General features: G+C 59.8%; 13 protein-coding genes. 1 reads left to right on the top strand and 12 read right to left on the bottom strand.

All coding sequences use genetic code 11. The features are described 5' to 3' along the window. The first annotated feature begins 62 nt into the window (after positions 1 to 62). Positions 63 to 5,117 (top strand): dermonecrotic toxin domain-containing protein, encoded by a 5,055-nt coding sequence (locus BLW22_RS11120; protein WP_143045122.1) that lies wholly within the window; start codon positions 63 to 65, stop codon positions 5,115 to 5,117. A gap of 92 nt (positions 5,118 to 5,209) precedes the next feature. Here BLW22_RS11120 and BLW22_RS11115 read toward each other — a convergent pair whose 3' ends face one another. From BLW22_RS11115 to BLW22_RS11060, 12 genes are all read right to left on the bottom strand, one after another. After that, on the bottom strand, positions 5,210 to 6,190 hold the full coding sequence (locus BLW22_RS11115; protein WP_065939816.1) for a LysR family transcriptional regulator: 981 nt from the start codon (positions 6,188 to 6,190) through the stop codon (positions 5,210 to 5,212). Positions 6,191 to 6,241: 51 nt separating this feature from the next. After that, positions 6,242 to 7,183 (bottom strand): peptidylprolyl isomerase, encoded by a 942-nt coding sequence (locus BLW22_RS11110; RefSeq protein WP_074846275.1) that lies wholly within the window; start codon positions 7,181 to 7,183, stop codon positions 6,242 to 6,244. Next, the gene (locus tag BLW22_RS11105; protein ID WP_074846272.1) at positions 7,180 to 7,641 is read right to left on the bottom strand and encodes a YbjN domain-containing protein; all 462 of its coding nucleotides are present in this window, start codon (positions 7,639 to 7,641) and stop codon (positions 7,180 to 7,182) included. The genes BLW22_RS11110 and BLW22_RS11105 overlap by 4 nt, the downstream gene beginning before the upstream one ends. A gap of 20 nt (positions 7,642 to 7,661) precedes the next feature. Next, positions 7,662 to 8,288, bottom strand: a complete 627-nt coding sequence (locus BLW22_RS11100) for a DNA repair protein (protein ID WP_065924372.1) — start codon at positions 8,286 to 8,288, stop codon at positions 7,662 to 7,664. A gap of 18 nt (positions 8,289 to 8,306) precedes the next feature. Next, positions 8,307 to 10,007, bottom strand: a complete 1,701-nt coding sequence (locus BLW22_RS11095; protein ID WP_074846269.1) for a putative porin — start codon at positions 10,005 to 10,007, stop codon at positions 8,307 to 8,309. 47 nt (positions 10,008 to 10,054) lie between these two features. Beyond that, positions 10,055 to 10,759: an energy transducer TonB family protein gene (locus BLW22_RS11090; RefSeq protein ID WP_065949047.1), complete on the bottom strand. Its 705-nt coding sequence runs from the start codon at positions 10,757 to 10,759 to the stop codon at positions 10,055 to 10,057. 3 nt (positions 10,760 to 10,762) lie between these two features. Beyond that, positions 10,763 to 11,188 (bottom strand): ExbD/TolR family protein, encoded by a 426-nt coding sequence (locus tag BLW22_RS11085; protein ID WP_010211136.1) that lies wholly within the window; start codon positions 11,186 to 11,188, stop codon positions 10,763 to 10,765. 11 nt (positions 11,189 to 11,199) lie between these two features. Next, on the bottom strand, positions 11,200 to 12,999 hold the full coding sequence (locus BLW22_RS11080) for a DUF2341 domain-containing protein (protein WP_065949048.1): 1,800 nt from the start codon (positions 12,997 to 12,999) through the stop codon (positions 11,200 to 11,202). A 24-nt stretch (positions 13,000 to 13,023) separates the two neighbouring features. Continuing rightward, the gene (locus BLW22_RS11075) at positions 13,024 to 14,613 is read right to left on the bottom strand and encodes a ShlB/FhaC/HecB family hemolysin secretion/activation protein (RefSeq protein ID WP_065949049.1); all 1,590 of its coding nucleotides are present in this window, start codon (positions 14,611 to 14,613) and stop codon (positions 13,024 to 13,026) included. 59 nt (positions 14,614 to 14,672) lie between these two features. Continuing rightward, positions 14,673 to 15,266 carry a transposase gene (locus tag BLW22_RS11070; RefSeq protein WP_074846266.1) on the bottom strand — a complete coding sequence of 198 codons (594 nt, stop codon included), beginning with the start codon at positions 15,264 to 15,266 and terminating at the stop codon, positions 14,673 to 14,675. A gap of 725 nt (positions 15,267 to 15,991) precedes the next feature. Continuing rightward, complete coding sequence (locus BLW22_RS11065) at positions 15,992 to 17,029, bottom strand: DUF4238 domain-containing protein (RefSeq protein WP_159440244.1); 1,038 nt, start codon at positions 17,027 to 17,029, stop codon at positions 15,992 to 15,994. A gap of 70 nt (positions 17,030 to 17,099) precedes the next feature. Continuing rightward, positions 17,100 to 17,972 carry a gp53-like domain-containing protein gene (locus BLW22_RS11060; RefSeq protein WP_074846260.1) on the bottom strand — a complete coding sequence of 291 codons (873 nt, stop codon included), beginning with the start codon at positions 17,970 to 17,972 and terminating at the stop codon, positions 17,100 to 17,102. Between the last annotated feature and the right edge of the window lie 41 nt (positions 17,973 to 18,013).

Here is an 18,013-nt window from a genome sequence, read left to right as displayed (position 1 = left end):
GTCGGACGCAGCAAAGTGCAATTACGGTGTCGTTATTTCCCTGCCCATTACGAGAAAACCTCATGATTATCACGCCCCAGGCGATTGTCGTACAGCCGCACCCGGTCTCACAGGAGGCCGGTCAGAACAATGGCGCGTCAGAACATCCAAGAGCCAAACGATCACTTACTCAAACTGTCACACAGTGGCCTGTGAATCCGCAGCCCTCCCCAACGGATGCACGTTTTCAACGCATCCAGAAACAAAGCAAACACCTTGTGGAGAAAAGCGACAGTGAAATGGCAAGCCAGTATTGCGCCGCATTGATGTTGCTGGAAAGTCGCAAAAAGTCCGTGATAAAAAACGGTGGTCAACTTCCAACGATCACTGACATTCCACCATTTTCCACCTTCGGCCAGGCGTGGGCACTCTTCGCTCAAGCACTCACTCAAGAGCCGTTTGCACGCTATGCCAAGGAAAATAACATCGATATTTCCACGATCAGATGGTTCCCCCACGCGGATGATATGGAATGCAGTATCAATGGCAAAATTCAACTCTTCTCGAGCCATACGCCCGGCTGGAAAGAAGCCAGCGCAGGTGTTGCAGCGGCGGCAAAAGAAGTAGCCGCCGGTCGACTTGAATCGTTTCGGTACACCGGCGCACGCAACGCGCCCATTGACGTGGTGAGCAACTTCTATGGCGAAGCCTTCTCGAACTTTCCAAACGACCTGCCCAGTGCGATACGCGACTTGCAGTACAACAATAAATTCAAAACCCTGATGCCCTTAAACGGCCCACTTACGCCGCAAGCCACGCGCGTCAGGACGGCACAAGCCGAAGTAGAGAACGCCATCGCCATGGCAACCTATAACCACACCAGGGGGGTAGCTGACGCAAACCACACACCGACACCTTCGGAACGTGTCGAGGAAGCCGACCGGGAACTGGCGCGCATGCTCAGCAGGCTGGTGACAATCAAAGCCATGAACCCCCGCGCCGACGCGACCAAGGGGGTCCTCATCGGTACCCCTGAAGATTCGTCCTATGTACAGGCAGCACAAGCCTATAAAGAGGCGCTCTCCAGCGACGCGTTCAAGCGCTTCATGCAAGCACACAACCTGGATATCGAAAGTGTAGTGATCCATTCGGATGGGCGTCTGTCTGCCTGGGGGCCAGACTCAGACGGCCGCATCAAATGGCTCACACTTCCCGCTGAACATAAACAGTGGGCAGCCCTTCAACCTGCCATCTTGAAAGTGGCCCGCGAGATAGGAGGTAGCGGGCCGATGGCCTTGCCGAACTACAACTACGGAGACTATCTCTACCCGATAGCGGGCATTATGGAATTTTACGGCGTACGCGAACATTACGGCTCACCGCAGTGGGCCGAACAAAACGCGGGGCTCATTCGCGACGGTTTCCCCGCCCTGCTCAAAGACAATCCTCCGAACGACGCCGCCTCCCTTGTGGTTCGCGAACGCCAACAGGCAGCCAAACAGCGCGTGGCGCGCAGGGAAGGACTCCCAGTTCCCAGCTTCGCCACTCCCACACCGCCGTTCAGACGCAACCTGGTCGATGCGGCCATACCCACGCCGCCCGCCCCGCCGACCGTTGGGCCCGTGAACACCATCGGCCAGCGTCTGTTTGAAGGGGAACCGAACATGCAAGCAGTGGTAGCCGGATTGCTCAAGGACGCCATCAATAAGGCATCCCCCTCATTGAATGTGGATGTCCAGCAGTTGGCCTTCGCCGTCCCCGACCCGGCAAATCCCGGTCAATACCTGGAAATACCCCTGATGGAACTGGCGATTAACCACATCGCCGGCGCTGACGCTCCCGTGTTCAGCAGTGACGGCAAGTTTGTCGACACTCGTGCGGACGTGCAGGCACGTACAGGCGATCCTGCGGGCACCGCGCTTGACATCGATAAATCAGCGCTCCAACAGGCGATCAGCCAGTTGCCCGGCAAGCTGAACGAAGCGCTTCAGACAGCCAAACTCGATTATTGGGGCAAGCCACCTTTCAACGAACCGGCCCCTGGTTTAGGCGCCGACACGGCGGTGAGTGTCACGCCCATTTTCGCCGGAGATCGTCGGTTGATGCTCAGTGAACTGATACGTAGCAACCTGCGCCTGGCCAGCCTGAAACACCCTGGGCTGGATGACTTGCAACGCGAAACCCTCGACATGGCGGTAAGGTATCCCCAAGGATCGACACGTCCCAAATTGGCTGACGGCTCCGAAGTGATCGTGTATAGGTTCTCCAGCACTGACAGTAGTCGTCCCGATACCCCGCAATATCTAACCCCCAACCTGGTCATGGAACGTAAGGTGGCGGGACGTACGATCGTGCTGGTGTGCGAGCCAAGCGGCAAGGTAACCCCCTATGCCTCGTTGGCCGCAGTCAAACAGGCCTGGGACCAAAACCTGAAAACACAACAGCCGACCACAACGTTCAGCACCGCCCTCACCCAATTGGACGTGAATGCGTTCTACATCCAAGCAAGCATTATTATCAACAGCAAAGCAGCGGATGCAGTCACCACCGACTCCACACTGCTCGACTCGCAGCCTCCTGGGCAGCCCCAGAACAAGATGTCCGACTGGATAAAAAATACCTCCGATGCCAACCGCTTCATCCTGCATGAGCTCACCATGGAACTGGCGGGCTACATGCATCGCAACAACGAACACACCTATAACAGCGGTATCCCGGATATCCGCACGTATATCCAGGACCAATTAAAAACGCTCGCACCGCCTCCTATCCCCTATGACAGCAATGATGTGGAAGTGATCTTCCACACGCCGTATGGAGCCCAGGCCAACGGGTTCGGCACCCTCAAAACCACTAGAATGTCCCTCACCGACGCGCTCATTCAGAACCTTGCAGGGTTACCGGGCGGCAGCATTGAGGTTCGTCACAAACCGACGGGGACGCTGATACCCACACTGGGGCAAAGAGATGCCCTCAATGAGCTGATTGAGAAAATCAATGTCGGCAAAAACTATCCTGAGCTACTCAAAGGCGAGTTGCTTGACGACCCCGCCAAGAAAACAGAGCGTCAGTTACGCTTTGCGCAACAAGTGCCCATTGAGCTGAAGATGAAAGCCTTGGAACTCACGGCCAAAGGCACTGAGGGTTTCGATAACGCCATGGGGTACCGGTACCTCCAGGCAATACTGGATCCCACGCCAGGGCAAAAATATGTCAATGGCAAGGAGATCACGATGCGTCCATTGGCGTTCGTGCGCGAGCCCGGCGTGAAGCCTGACGTAGTCGAGAATATGTTCCTGATTGAACCCAAGGACAGCACGCACGGCCCGCATATTCTCTATCGCCCACTGATGGCCGATGCACCTTTGCTGCAGTTTCCTTCGCGCCAGGCATTGATGGAAGCCATCCAGAAGCCCGGAAAGTTGCAAAACGATATTCTTGCCTGGCTACCGGATGAACCTACCCGCACTGTTTATAACCATGGCGGGTTCAGCGAACCTCACCTGCACGCTAACCGAGTCATTGCTGATGACTTCACTGCATTGCGTACCCCGGATGCGCCGACGCTCGCCACTTCCGGTACTGCGATTGATGACCTGCAAGCAAAATTGCAATCAGGCCAATTGATGAACCACTTGTACGAGGCCAATGCCAAGGCCGTGACAACGTTGGCCGAACGGCAGACGGTGTCGAACTCGGAAAGTCGCTGGGCGACACTGAAAGAAGGTGGATTTCTCCTGCTCAACGCGGCATTGCCAGCCCTGCGCGGTCCCGCAGCCGTCATCGGCCTGGCGTTGCAGACTCAGGGAATCCTTGGCGATATCGAAACCCTGGCCAATGAAAAGGACGGCCACAAGGAAGCCGCCGTTACCGATCTGTTGACCAACCTCGCAATACTGGTACTTCACTTACGTACACGCTCTCCAGGCTCAGCATCTGCGGCACATTCAAACTCAAGCAATACCGTCGGCATGTTGCCCGAAGTTGCGCGATCGCCAATAACGAACAATATCGTGGCGTTGGGAGGGCGCATCGAAAACGTCAAGGCCATCGATGGTGGCGTTCAAACTTTTGAAGATGTCTACAACGGTGAAAAACGCATAAATATTATCGGGCATGGATATGAGCCAGAACCGGGCGAACCGACAAAACTAATGGGCGAAGGTGGAAGAAAACTATCAGCCAGCGACATATATTTTGAGCTCTTGAGCCGAGGCATCGACATTAAAGACTATAAAGCAGCGCGTATCCTCACCTGCTACTCCGCAAATGGAGGTGATAAAGCTCTCGCTACCGATCTACATGAAGTTACAGGCGTACCGTTCAAAGGCTTTGAAGGAAAAGTGTACTCAGGCTTTGCACTGGGCACTCACCCCCAAGACGTATTCAATGATTTTGTAACTGACTTTACAAAAGAGTTTCCTGCACTATCTAAAGATGAAGTCGACACACTCGCAGGCCTTACGATGCAACAAAAATATGTCCAAGACTACACCAGCGCCACGGCGAGCAAGCCACACGGCAAGCCGATACAGATAAATATCGGAACCACTGAAAAACCCGTGGTTGCGACAGTCGAGACAAATTACAAACCTTCTCGTTTCGGGCCACCAAAAGTCAAACTATCCCCCAGCGATCCCAGCTTCATCCCCACGCGACAAGATGCGACGATACGCAGCTACGATGACTTCCGAGACTTTGAAAAACTATCAGCGCCCGAACAGAAGGCCCAGAGTATTCTGATGATCCCGTCTGAAAATAAACAATTTGAATTTTTCATTGATGGATCGGGCAAAAATCCAAATAACCGATTAAATATCGTGGGGAGTGAAGTCACCCTAGACACATTTGAAGGGTCCTTGAATGAAGCCACCTCTCAGACGCCGGAAAGCCTTGCCACACTGATCGCCCCGGTGCGCGACAAAACAAAATCCACCTCACTTAGATTGCTCGTCGATAAGGCTGCCCAGACGGCCTTCCCCCAGAAGCTGGCCAATGCCACTGGCCTGACCGTAGAGGCTCCCATGGGTAACGTCCCTTTCTTTGAAGTCACAGAAGGCAGGTACTGGCTGATGCGCGATTCTCGAAGTGAAGTGGAGCCAGCGGTAAACGAGTGGAAAACCTTCACACCCGAGTGAGGGGTGCGCACGGCCGTCGCCGCCTTAACGGTGGCGGCAGCCTGCCCAGCCTCCCAGAGCAGTGAACGGCTCGATTTGCAAAGCTGTTTCCACTAATCAAACCACTCCCGCCGCCCCTCGAACGTACCGACGATCAACTCGACGATCATCTGCACCGCCTCGGGGTGGCGCACCTGCGCATTCACCGCCAGCCACACCTGGCGCTGCATGCTGTCCTCGGCCAACAACCCCGGCAACGCCACCAGCCCCCGGTCGAAGCTGCTCATGTAGTGCGGCAGCAAACCGATGCAGGCGCCGCAGCGGATCATCTCCAGCATCAGCGAATAGGCATGCACCTGCACCACCGCCGCCTGGCGTTGTTGCACCACCTGGTTCCACGGCTGCAGCGCCTCGACCTGGGCGTCCGGCTGCCATTGCACCAGCATGTAGTCAGCCAGGTCTTCCACGCTGTCCGGGCGCGTGGTCAGGCGTGAATAGCGCTTGGCGATATGCGGCAGGTACCGCAATCGCGCCAGCGCCCGCGGCGGTTCGGTGACAAAGCTCGGGCCGGGCACCGGGCCGTCGGTGTCCGCCAGCCACAGCACCACATCCACGTCCACCGCCTGCAGGGACAGGTGGCTGTCGAGGGAGATGATCTCCAGGCGCACGCTGGCATTGCGGCGCAGCAAGGCGATCAGGTCGCGGCCGAGGATGTCGTGCAGGATCGGCTCGGCCACCGCCAGGCGAATCAGCGGCTGTTCCAGTACCGGCAGGCGCCGTTCATGGGCCAGGGCGATCAGTTGGGCCTGCAATTGCTGGCCGTCGCGGCTGAGCACCAGGCCGTTGCCCTGGTAGCTGAACAGCGCATGGCGCAGGTGCTCCTCCAGCTGGGCCAGGCGCTTGCGCAACAGGGTTGCCTTGATATTCAGGCTGCGCGCGGCCTGCATGAAACAGCCGCAGCGCGCACTCACCAGAAAGTAGCGGGCCACCTCCGGGTCGATCTCGCTGGCCAGGGCCAGCCAGGCACTGCGTGGCTCGGTAGGTGCACGGTAAGCAGTGGGCCCCTGTGGGGCAGACGGTTCGAGAAATGCCATGGGAGACTCCCTGTCTGGTTGGTCTGTGCATCCAATGCGGGTTGAGGCGTGTTACTCCAGCACTTTGTTCAACTCGGCGCCGTCGATACTCAAGGTCGCGGTGTTGAGCATGCCTTCCAGGTAGGCCTTGGCGATCTGTTCCTGGCGCTGGGCGCGCAGGGCCTGGGTCAGGCGTTCACGCAGCTCGTCCAGGGTGGCGGTGCGCGCCGGTTGCTGGCCGATGAGCTTGAGCACATGAAACCCGGCCGGGCTCTGCACCACGTCCGAGACCGCACCGACCTTGAGCCGCGCCACCGCGCCGCGCACCTCCGGCACCAGTTGCTGCAACGGCTGCATCCCCGAATCGCCACCGCGCGCGGCGCTGTCGGGGTCCTGGGAAAACTGCGTGGCCAGGGCGGCAAAATCAGCCGGTGCGGCCTGGGCCTTGCGGCTCAGTTCCTGGGCCTGGCGCCGTACGGCATCGAGGTTTTGCGGGTCATTCACCGCGAGGAAAATCTGGCTCACCTGGTACAACGGCGGCGTCACCCATTGCGCCTTGCCGCTGTCGTAGGCCTGTTGCAACTCGGCGGCGCTGGGGTAGTCGGCCGGTACCTGGCTGACCGACAGCATGTAGTCGCGAAACACGATCTGCTCGGCGGCGGCGCGGGTCTGCTGCTCCACCTCCGGGCGCTGGCGCCAGCCCTGGGCATCGGCCTGTTCAAGCACGGCTTTTTGCGCCAGGCGTGAGCGGATCCAGGTTTCCAGGGCGCCACGGTTGCCGCGCAGTTGCTCGCGGGATTCGGCCGGCAGGCTGGCCAGCACGCTTTTCAGCTCCACCAGGTCGATCTGCTGGTTGCCCAGGCGCGCCACCGCTGGCCCGCTCGGCGCGGGATTGATCACCGGCGCCGGTTGCTGCGCCGCCACCGGGTCGCTGCCCGGTCGCAGGCTCAACGCCACGGCCACCACCAGCACAGCCAGCGCCCCCGCGCCGAGCATCAGGGTTGGCTTTTTCACAGCACCGCCGCCTCTTCACCCACCGCGGCAGCCTGCAACTGCGCGGCCTGCTGGCTGTACTCACGCAGGTAGACGATAAACTCCTGCAACAGGCGATCCCACAATTCCAGCTGGCTGCGCAGGTGCGTGACGCCAACGCCGGCCACCACCACGTCCATTTCCATCAACAGGAACTCGCCCTGCACCGACAACCGTGCAAAGCGCCGCGAGGCGTTCCATACCGGGGCCAGGCCCTCGGGCAACTCGCCCTGTACCCGCAGCGCGCAGCTGTAGGTGAAGTCCACATAGCTGCCCTGCTCCGCCGCCGGGTTACCGAAGCGCACGGCAAAGCCGATGCCCTGGCTGGCGCTGAGCAACTGCACGATGCCGTTCTGTTCGCTCTGGTTAACCCGGTAGCCGGCGCCCTGCAACAGGTCGGTGAGGCTCTGGACGGTGACGCTGGTGATCAATTCGCTCATGGTGATCTCTTCCTTGTCTATCAGTGATTGGCGGCTGCCTGGGGCGCATCAAAACGGCTCTTGTACAGATCGTCGCCAAAACCCTGGGCCAGTTCCTCGAACTTGACCCGTGCGCTGCTTGCGAACGGCTGGCGAATGCTCATCACCTCGGCCACATCGATTTTTTCGTAGGCTGCGAGCAACTGCTGGGCCACGCCGTACATCTGTTGATTCTTGACTGAACATTGCTGCACTTGTGTGTCACGTTCGCTTAAGGCCGCCTGCAGGCGCGCGCGCTCGACTTCTTTACCCTTGGCCAGCACCAGCAATTCGTCATAGGCCTTCTTGAACTTGCCGATCTGCTCGTTGCTCGCCGCCACCTGGGCCTGCGCCTGGCTGTGCAGGCTCTGTTGCTGGCCGGCCAGTTGCTCAGCCATGCCACGGGCCTTTTCCAGCTCGGCGGTCAATTGCTTGATGTGCGCCTGGGCCTGTTTGGCCTGGTTTTCGGCGGCCAGCCGTGCGGCACTGGCCTGGGCCTGTTCGCTTTGCAGCGCCTGCAATTGCTGGGTGGTGCTGCGCAGTTGCGTACGCAGGCGCTCCTCCATGCCTTCGGCCGACGCGCCGGTACTCACCAGCAGCAGTAACAGCGCGCAGATTCGTGTGTTCATGTGGCGTCTCCCTGCGCATCAAAAGCGCGTGTTGAGTTCCAGTTGCATCACATCGACTTCGAACGGCTGGCCATACACTTCGGAGGCGCTCAACCAACGCGCACTGGCGTAGATGTTCTTGTCGATACCGTAGTTGCCGCCAATGAAATAGCCCTTGGCGTTGGTGCCGCCCAGGTGGAACGACGAGTCGTTGAAGCCGTCGGGCAAGGCGTCGGGCTGGATGTACTTGTAGCCGGCCAACACATTCCAGTCGCCGCGCTTGCGCATCTCCAGGGCGCTGCCGAGGGTGAACGAGACCATCAGCGCATTGCCGCCACTTTCAAACTGGCCGTTGCTGTTGATGTTGTTGACGATCTCGCCTTCGCTGCGCTTGAGCATCTCGCCCTTGTCGTAGGCCAGGTTGTGGATGAAGTTGGCCTGGCTGCGCAGCTTGAAGTCGCTGGGCAGTTCGCTGTCCCAGACCAGGTTGAGGTCCAGCACATCGAACTTGGACGCCAGGCCTACGTACTGCGGGTCGGGTGTGCGCGCAGGATCCGCCGGGTTGGTGGTGTTGTTGCGCAGGTTGAATACCGTGTTGCCTTTCTGCATGAAGGCCACGCGCGTGCCGTCGGTGTCGCAACCTGCCGCGCCCTGCCAGGTGGAGCAAGGGCTGGAGCGCTCGCCTTCGATGTCCTGGAACTGGTAGTAAGCCGCGGCGAGTTTGAGGCGGTTGCTGCGGTTGATCTTCCAATCCGCGCCGATCTGCCCGCCAAACAGCCATTTGGTGTCGCTGTCTTCCTTGTCGATACCATTGGTGCTGGCGGTGTCGGAGGTGTACTCCACCGGGAAGGCGCCGAGGGTACCGAACAGGCCCCACTCGCTGTTGAGGCTGTGGTTGAAGATCGCCGCCACGCCGTCGAAGTTGAGGTCGTTGGAATACATCATGTCGGTGGAATAGAACGGGTTGCCGATGCGCCCGGCGGTCAACGTCATGTAGTCGGTGGTTTTCCAGCTCAGGTAACCCTGGTCGAGCCAGATGTCCTTTTTGCCGAAGCCGCCGCCCAGGGTCTGGGTGGTGGACACCGGGTTATTGTCGGAGCCGGTGGCGATGCGAATGCCGGCGGTCCATTCCGGCGAAATCACCGCTTTCATGCCCAGGCGTGCCCGCAGGCGGAACAGGTTCTCGCGGTCCTCGCGGGTGTTGATCAGCGGTGGGAACTTGGTGTTGGAGTTTTTGTTGACGTCGTATGGGCCGGTGTCATTGAGCTTGGCAAAATCGGTGATGTTGTTGCTGTTATTGCCCGAGAAGTAGCGCGACTCGTCGCGCAGACGAATATCGCCATCAAAGCTGATGCGCGAGATCCAGTCGGGGAACGTATTGGGCTGCGCCCAGTTTTCCTGCTTGGCGGTGGACATGACTTCGGCTTTGACCTGGTCGCGGATCTGGTCGCGCACCGCCTGCGGCACGTACTGCACGCGCACATCCCCAGGCGCGGTCGCCGGGCCGCTGGCAACCACCGGCGCGGCGTTGGCCTGGCGGGCCTGCTGGGCTTCCTTTTCGGCCTGGGCGATCAGCCCATTGGCGGTGTCCTGGGTCAGCACACCTTGCTGCACCAGCAGGCGGATCAGGTTGATGGTGACGTTTTCCGAGGGCGCAACCGGGGCTGCCGCCGCCTGCCCGACCAGGGTCGCGATGACCATGCCAACCGCCAGGGTCAGTCGATTCACGGGGGAAATCATGTGTACGCAACTCCTGTAAAAAACCGTAGGTAAGAGGTTTCGTGCAATCAATCCGGACGCCGGCCCTTGAGGGACAGGCGCATGGGCAGCGTCAGCGACGCCGGAGGTTTCTGGGCGGCGCGGGGCGCACGGATCAGCGCCAGCATCTGCGCGTCGGTGTCGGCATCCCCGCTGGACTTGGCCACCAGCGCCTTCGTCACCTGGCCGTCGGCGCCCAACCACAGGTCTATCTGTATCGCAAAGGCCTTCTTGCGCAGCTCCGGGTCTTCGCGCATCAGGCGCTGATAGGTACCGGCCAGGTACTGCTTGTACGTGCCGGTCCCCAGCCCGCCGCCGCCACTGCCGGCCATGCCGCCGCCCTTGCCGGCGCCGATATTGAAACCGTCGTTACCGGACTGCGCATCGCCGTCGATCTGCATCGGGTTGGCCAGGTCTTCATTCGGTGAAGGCGGTGCTTCCTCGGCCGGCTTGACCTCTTCGGGTTCAGGGCTGGGCACCGGCTCCGGGACTTTCTCTTCAACCTGGGGCTCGGGCTCCTTGGGTTTTTCCGGGGGTGGCGGCGGCGGCGGTGGCAACGGAATAATCGTCGGCACCTTCGGCGCTTCACGGCGTACGCCACTCATGTCATTGGCCCACTGCCAGAGAAACCAGGCCGCCACGGCGCCCAGCAACAGGCCGGCGCCCCATTTCAATGGGCGCAACGGCGGTTTGTTCTTCACCGGCAATGGCGCGATCGGGATCTGTGCGGTCATCACTCAGCCCTGGCTCGGTTTGCCGGTGACCAGGCCGACCTGGGACAGCTCCAGCCGGCGCAGCAGGTCGAGCACCTCGATGACTTTCTGGTACTGCACCATCGCATCGCCGCGCACGATCACCGGGAAGTCCGGGTTCAGCGCTTTCTCGATGCGCAGGCGTTCTTCCAGTTCGCCGAGGGTCACCGGGTACGCATCGAGGAACACCTGGCCGCCGTCATTCACGGAGATGGCCTTGGTCTTGGCCTCCGACAGCGACACCGAGGCGCTGGCCTTGGGCAGGTGGATCTGGATCCCCGAAACCTGGGCGGTGGCGGTGAGGATAAACATCACCAGCACTACCATCAGCACGTCCACCAGGGGCGTGATGTTGATGCTGTCGACGGCGGCATCATCGTCATCGTCGTGTGAGGCATTTACGGAAGCCATGGCGATTCTCCTCAGGCCGGAACCGATGCGTGATGGTCGCGGCGGTGCGCGGTTTCACTGTGCTGGCTCTCGCCGTGCATCTCCGCCAGGCGGGTGATGAACTCGTCGACGAATACGCGCATGTCGGCGCTGACTTCCTTGTTGCGCGTGATCAGGCGGTTGTAGCCAAACAACGCGGGGATCGCGACGAACAGGCCCATGGCCGTGGCCAGCAACGCCGCCGCCATGCCCGGAGCGATGGCGTTGATGTTCACGTCGCCGGCCATGGCCGTGCCGAGGAACACCACCATGATCCCCAGCACCGTACCGAGCAGGCCGATGTACGGGCCGCCGGCGATGGCGTTGGACAGGGTCGACAATTTGGAACTCAGGGCCTGGTTCTCACGGGTGCGCACGCCGTCCATGGAGCAACGGATCGCTTCGATGGTCGCCGCCGACACCGACGAGGTGTCGGCGCCCTGGGCACGCCGGGTACGGATCTCCTTGACCGCCACCAGGTACAGGCGCCACAGCGAAGAGTGGGTCAGGCGCTCAGCCAACTGCGCGTCGTCGGCATACATCTCCAGGCGCGTGCCGATCTGGGCGAAGTGCTCGCGGAATACTTCGTTGGCACTGCTGAGGCGGCTGACCTGGCGGTTCTTGCGCAGCATGATGACCCACGACTGGAACATCATCGCCACCAGCACCAAGATGATCACCCAGGCGTCCACCGGCACGGCGTTGAGCAAAAAGCCCAGGCTGCCGAAGCCGAAGCCGGACTGTTCTTCATCCACGCCGTAGGCCACCAGTTTCGACTCGGCGCCCTGGGCACTCGCATCGGCCAGCAACAGCGCGGCCGGGCGCGCCACCTTGGACAGGCGCAGCTCATCCATGGCCCCGGCGAACGGCAGGTGCGCGCTGCCGGCTTCCGGCAGGTCGGCGCCGACCGCCAGCTGCGTGTTGAACCCAGGCATGGCCACGGCGAGCGTGGCGCTTTCACGGCCATTCACATACAGCGTGACCTTGTCGCCCTCGGCGGTGAACGCCAGGTGCTGCCATTGGCCAGGGTTCAGCGGTTGGGTCGACACCGCGCGCTGGCCGTCGATCTCCACAAACGGCGAGCCCTGGTTCAGGCCCAGCAACAGGCTGTGGGCACCGTCACGTCGGGCCAGTACGATTTGCTCACCGCTGGCCTGGTCCAGGCGCAGCCAGGCGCTGAAGGTGAAGGCAGCGCCGGCGGCGTGTTGCAGCGACGGGCTGGCCGGCAACAGCAGCGGCTGGCCGCCGAACTGCAAGGCGCGGCCGATCACGCCGTCGATGCTCGCGCCGGTGGCGTTCAACGCGGTGTTGGCGTAGGCCGTGGTGTCCCGTGGCGGCGTCGCGTTGGCGCCATCGAAGTGATAGAGCGCGGTGTAATTCGGATCGAACGTCAGCTGGCCATTGGCGGTGGCCGGGGCCTTCTGGTTGCCGTAGTACATCCAGAAGTCCTGGCGCTGGCCGCCTTCGACCTTGGGCACATCGACCCAGATCAACGCCATGCCCATCAGCGGGTCGAAGCTTTCGATCTGGTGATTGAACACGGTCTTGTCATCGGCACTCACAAAGCGCAGGTCGGCGCCGTCGTCCTTGACCCCGTCAAAGGTGAAGTTGCCGGTGTGCAGGCGCACCAACAGTGCGGTGCGGCCCAGGGCCTGGCTGATCGCGGCGCCCTGGGCGGTGGTGTCCACCGAAATCTGTTTGCGGTAGTGCCAATCGTCCTGCCACCAGGCATGGGCAGTGGCCGGGAGCGCGAAGCCCAGGCAGATCAACAGGCTCAGGAATAGGCGTTGCATGGGTGAAGTCTCCGGAAGAAAAAGTCAGAAAGTCGCCTGCACACTGAAGTGCAGTCGCGAGTCCTGTTTCTGGGTGTTCGGTCCATCGAGCAGCGGGTAACCCCAATCCAGGCTGCCGGACAACCACTTGCTCAAACTGGCGCGGGTGCCCAGGCCGACACTGGCCAGGCTGTATTCGTCTTCCTGCTCGGGCAGCGGGTCGTGCAGGCGCATGCGCGCGCCTTCGGCGAACGCATAGAAGCGCCACTCCTGCACATAACTGCCGAGGAACTTGGCCAGGGACGGCGTGCGCAGTTCCTGGGAGAGCAAATAGCCCTCGTCCCCGGTGCGCTCGGCCGCCAGGTAGCCGCGCACCGAGGTGGCGCCGCCGGCGGAATACTGCTCGTTGGACACCAGCGGCCCGGAGGCCAGCTGGAAAGCGCCCTTGGAGGCCGACTGCCAATCGTTGGCGAAGGTATAGGTGTAATTCAGGTCGCCCTTGAGCACGGCAAAACTGGCACTGGCCTTGTAGCGCTTGTAATCGAACTCTTCGGCGTCGCTGCCGTAGCCAAAAAATGCACGGGTGCCGACCACCAGGTTCAAGCCCAACCCCAGTTGGGATTGCTCGGTGTAGCGATAGCCGTTGTAGCCCAGGGTGAACGGCGCGTACTTGAGCGGCACCTGGTCGCTGCTGGCGCCGAACTTCATCTGCTCGTCGAAGTCCTTGAAGTCCACCCCGAACGAGAACGAGTTGGCCCAGTTGCCCGCCGCCGGCAAACTGTAGATGGCGGATACGCCATAGGAATGGCCCTTGCCCAAGACGTTGCTGCCGCCGATGGTGGCGATGTTGCTGTCGGACTGGTAACCGGAGAACTGCAAGGTCCAGCGTTCGTTCAGCGGCGCACTGTAGGAGCCCGACCAGACCTTGGCATTCTCGGTGTCCTGGGGCGCGGTGAAGTAGGTCAGGGAAATGCTGTGGCCCAGTTGCCAGAGGTTGTCGTAGCCCAGGGTGGCGACCGAGCGCAGCTTTTCGGTGTCGGCGCTGTAGTCGTTGTTCAGGCCGAGGCTGGCGTGCCAGGGGTTCTGGTCCTCGACCTGCAGATCCACATCCATGGTGCCGGGGCGCTGGCCTTCACGGACCAGTGGCGTGACCTGCCGACCGGCACTGCGGTTGAGCCCGGCCAACTGGGTTTGCACCGTGGTGAAATCCGGTACCGCGCCTTCCTTGAGCCCCGGCACTTCCTCGCGGATCTCCACCGGCGAATAGTGCTTGGCGCCGACCACACGCACGCGGCCGACCTTGGTTTCGCTGACCTGCAGATAGACGATGCCGTCATCGACCTTCTGTTCCGGCAGCTCGACAAACACCGACTGGTAGCCACGCGCCTGGTAGATCTTCTGCAACGCATCGCGCGCGCCTTCGATATCGTCCAGGGTCTTTTGCGGGCCAAGGAACGGGTACACCGCCTCCTCGATCGTCGCCGCATCGAGCACGGTATTGCCGCGCACGAAGTACTCATTGACGTCCACCTTACGCGCCGGGGCCTCACCACCCTCCTCGGCCCACACCGGTTGCGCCAGGACGCCCAGCGTCAGGCAGCACAACGCCAGCGTTGATTTGAACAGATGCTCCACACCGCCCCCTAACTGTCTAAGATTTTGCGCCGTCGCCGATTGCACGGCGTCTGGCCTGCTCAATTGCTGCTGGTCGAAAGATGGCTGTGCCGCGCCAGCCAGGTGTGCAGCAAAGCGAAGTTCAGGGAGAACTCCGGCATGTGCAGCAAGGCGCCACAGAACACTTCACCGATGATGGTCTGGATCAACTGCACGGCCTGCGGGTTGTTCAACAGGCTGGCGATGTCGCGCTGCAAAGCGTGGATGCTCCACACCTTCTGGTTCAGCTCCAGGCCGACGAACCAGCGGAACAGCAGGTTGTAGTTCAGTTGCTCGTGCAACTGCTGTTCGCTGGGCACCGAATACAGCAGTTGCAGCAGCAGGATCTGCACCACGGTCTGCGGCGCGATCGACATGCCCGACGCGGCCTGGAGCAGGTCGCGATGCTGCTCGAGCACCTCGTCGATCTGCGGGCGCAACAACACCAGCGAATGCCCCGCCGGGATGTAGCTGGACACTTCCTTCAAGGCGCCCTGCCAGTCGTCCTGGGAGACGATCCACACCCACGGCGCGCCGTAGCGGTACACCGAAACCGGCTTCTTGCGCGCAGCCTCGACGATCTTCGACAGGCGCTGATCGAGCTCTTGCATGCCTACTTTCGAGTAACGTTCCATAGTTCCCATTGCCCCACTCCTGGCGTCCCGCTGACGGCTGGGGAGGCGGCTTGTGGCGGCCTCCAGCGCGTTACATAGGCAAGACGGAAGTGGCTGTGAGCTACCGAACTTTTGTCATGAAAGCTTCATTTTGGATTGTGAGGGGGGCAATTTTTCTGGAGGCTGCATTGGCGGCCCTAGAGCTGAGCGGAGTTGTGCCCGGTGTACTCGGTTGGAAATGTGGGAGGGGCGGTGCGACGATTCGACTTGCCCCCGATGACGGCCTCTGGGCCGACCTTTTTTTTGGATTGGACCGGGTACATATCCGTTGCTGCGGTAACGGCCACTTAGGGTTCCGCTCTTACAGCGGGTCACTTTTGGAAGAGCGCCAAAAGTAACCAAAAACGCTTCGCCCCACCACTCGGCACCTCGCCCAGGCTCGGTGTGCCCGTAATCCGACAGTGATTTGGGGGGCCGCCGCCACGCGCCATCCATGGCGCGGGGCGGCTAAACCGGCATCCCTGCCGGTTTACCCCCCAAATCACTATCGAATTCCGGCCAGCGTGGTTAACGGGGCGCCTAAGATCAAGATCAAAAGCAAGATCAAGAGCAGCTCGCTTCGCATCGTGTGTAAGCGCGCATCGGATTTGGCACTATTTAACGCAATGATTGGCACCAAGAGTTACCCTTTCAGCTTTTGGAATTAGCGCGAATCTTGGCATTACCGCATTACCAACTGGTCGCACTCAAATTCCCTTGCGTGTAACTGTAGCTCCAGAGCTAGTGCTGCCGTCGCTCCTCATAAAACGCTCTATTTTCACGGTCATTTTTGGCTTCCAAACCGTACCTGCCAGCCCAAGTTCAGTTGTGATGCTTTCCAATAGCATTTCATCAGCGCCAAAAACATGTTTATGACAGTGCTCAGCAACTGCAAGATTGAATCGATGAAGCTTTTCAGTTTCAACGTTGCAGTGTCCTGTCCTGCCTAGCGTCCCACTGGCGACCAGGGCGGATTTTGAGCTCAGTGGCAACAAGACTTGGGCATGAGGGGAGCTGTAGCCAATAGGATGATTTCGAGCGGCGGTAGATGTCGGCAGCAATATTACTGGCGAATCTGAGGTCAAAAAGAACTGTTCCTCGCTGGCCGCATGGAGAATCATCCAGTCGCGAGTCAAAATAGCTCTAGCGATAGTTTCCATTACTTTAAGAGAGCGACTACGTGCATATCCTTTGTCAATCTGGACATCGTAAGTTCCCTCACGGGCCATCTTTGCAAGCCTTCCGGCTTGTTCCCTCAGTAATGAATGATCGGCGTCGACCCCTTTCATATTCACCAAGTCATTAAAAATTTTTTCTTCGTCAGTCATAGTCAAAAAAGAATTTGCTTTCACAAACTCCTCGTAGACTCCGCTAGTTTCAGCAATCGCGGCAGGGGTCCGAACGGCTGCCAGGCCGATAAAGACCGCGAAGGTTTCGCGTTGCTCGGCACTTATACGCTTACCCTCTGTAAGAGACTTCAAAATAGGTGCTGCCGCAGATTCGATTTGACTGAACAGAACTTCAAGATCAAATCTTTTGCGATCATATTTATCTTCAAAAGTATAAAGATTACTCACGACCGCAACGTTCTTCGGGCGCTGTTTTCTGAGCTTGCCGCTTACTCGGTCAAAAACCGATAACCACCCTGAAGACGAAAACCCCTCTAGGTAGAATCTTGGGACGAAGTGTTGACGTGTTGGTCCAGAGAGCCAAGGCTTCGCCGTCAATGTGTCAAAGTTATCCATCGCCTTGTGTTCTCCAAGGGCGCCCCCACTTTCAAGTCTCATCTGTATACACCAAAAGCAAGCATGACCATCAAAATCCTGGTGCTTTACCGATTGCCCGCCAGTGAACCGTCACCCCAAAGTTAACCGTATCGTTGAACAGCCTGTACTGAGTATTGCTCACCGCATAAGCACCAGCCGAGTTGCCATCTCCGTCTGTGGCGTTGGGAGTTACTTTGTTGCCGAAGCAGTTGTAGACCTCAGCAAACGGGGTCGGAAAGTCTATAGGGCCACTCACTCCATCCGCACCTACACCGCCTTGCCCCCACTGCTCTAAAAGCCCTGTGGCGTGATCCAGACGCCATCCATTGGCCCCCATCAAAGCCGTGTTTTTGTCTTGTTTATGAGACAGCAGCTCGTCGACCTGAGCTTCTGTGTAAGCGTCCTCGATGCCGTAACCAGCAAGGCTTACAGCCTTTGCGGCCTTCGTTGCGAGGATGTTCGTCATCGTCGTAGCAAAGTTCGGATCATCGCCTAAAGCGGTGGCAAGCTCCCTCAATGTGTCCAGGGTGCCCGGCGAAGAGTCGACCAGGGCGGCAATTGCAGCCTGGACGAACGCGGCATTCGCGATCTGCTTGGTGTTCGCCCCAGGTGCGGGGGTTGGTGCTTCCGGTATACCGGTCAGTTTTGGCGAGTTAACCGGTGCTTTGAGCAGTAGCAGTTCGTCGGTCTCAGGCTTGGTGTAGTAGTTCAAGACGAGCTGCCGGACTGCCTTGAGCAGTTGGGTATTATCTTCAGCATTCAGGTTTGGTAGGTAAGCCAGAATGAAGTTGCACAGCTCTTCCTGGATGATGTTCAGCCACTCGGCCTTTACCGGAGTGGGCGGCACACCACCGGCTTCAGTTCCATAGCGGAACAGGCCTGCGGCGGTGCATAAATCGGTAAACGCTGAGATTCTTTCCATTTCATTGTCCGGTGGCTACACAGAGTGGCAGAGGCATTGCG

This window comes from Pseudomonas marginalis, from assembly GCF_900105325.1.
Lineage (GTDB): Bacteria > Pseudomonadota > Gammaproteobacteria > Pseudomonadales > Pseudomonadaceae > Aquipseudomonas > Aquipseudomonas marginalis.
This window is presented reverse-complemented; position numbering and strand designations above follow the sequence as displayed.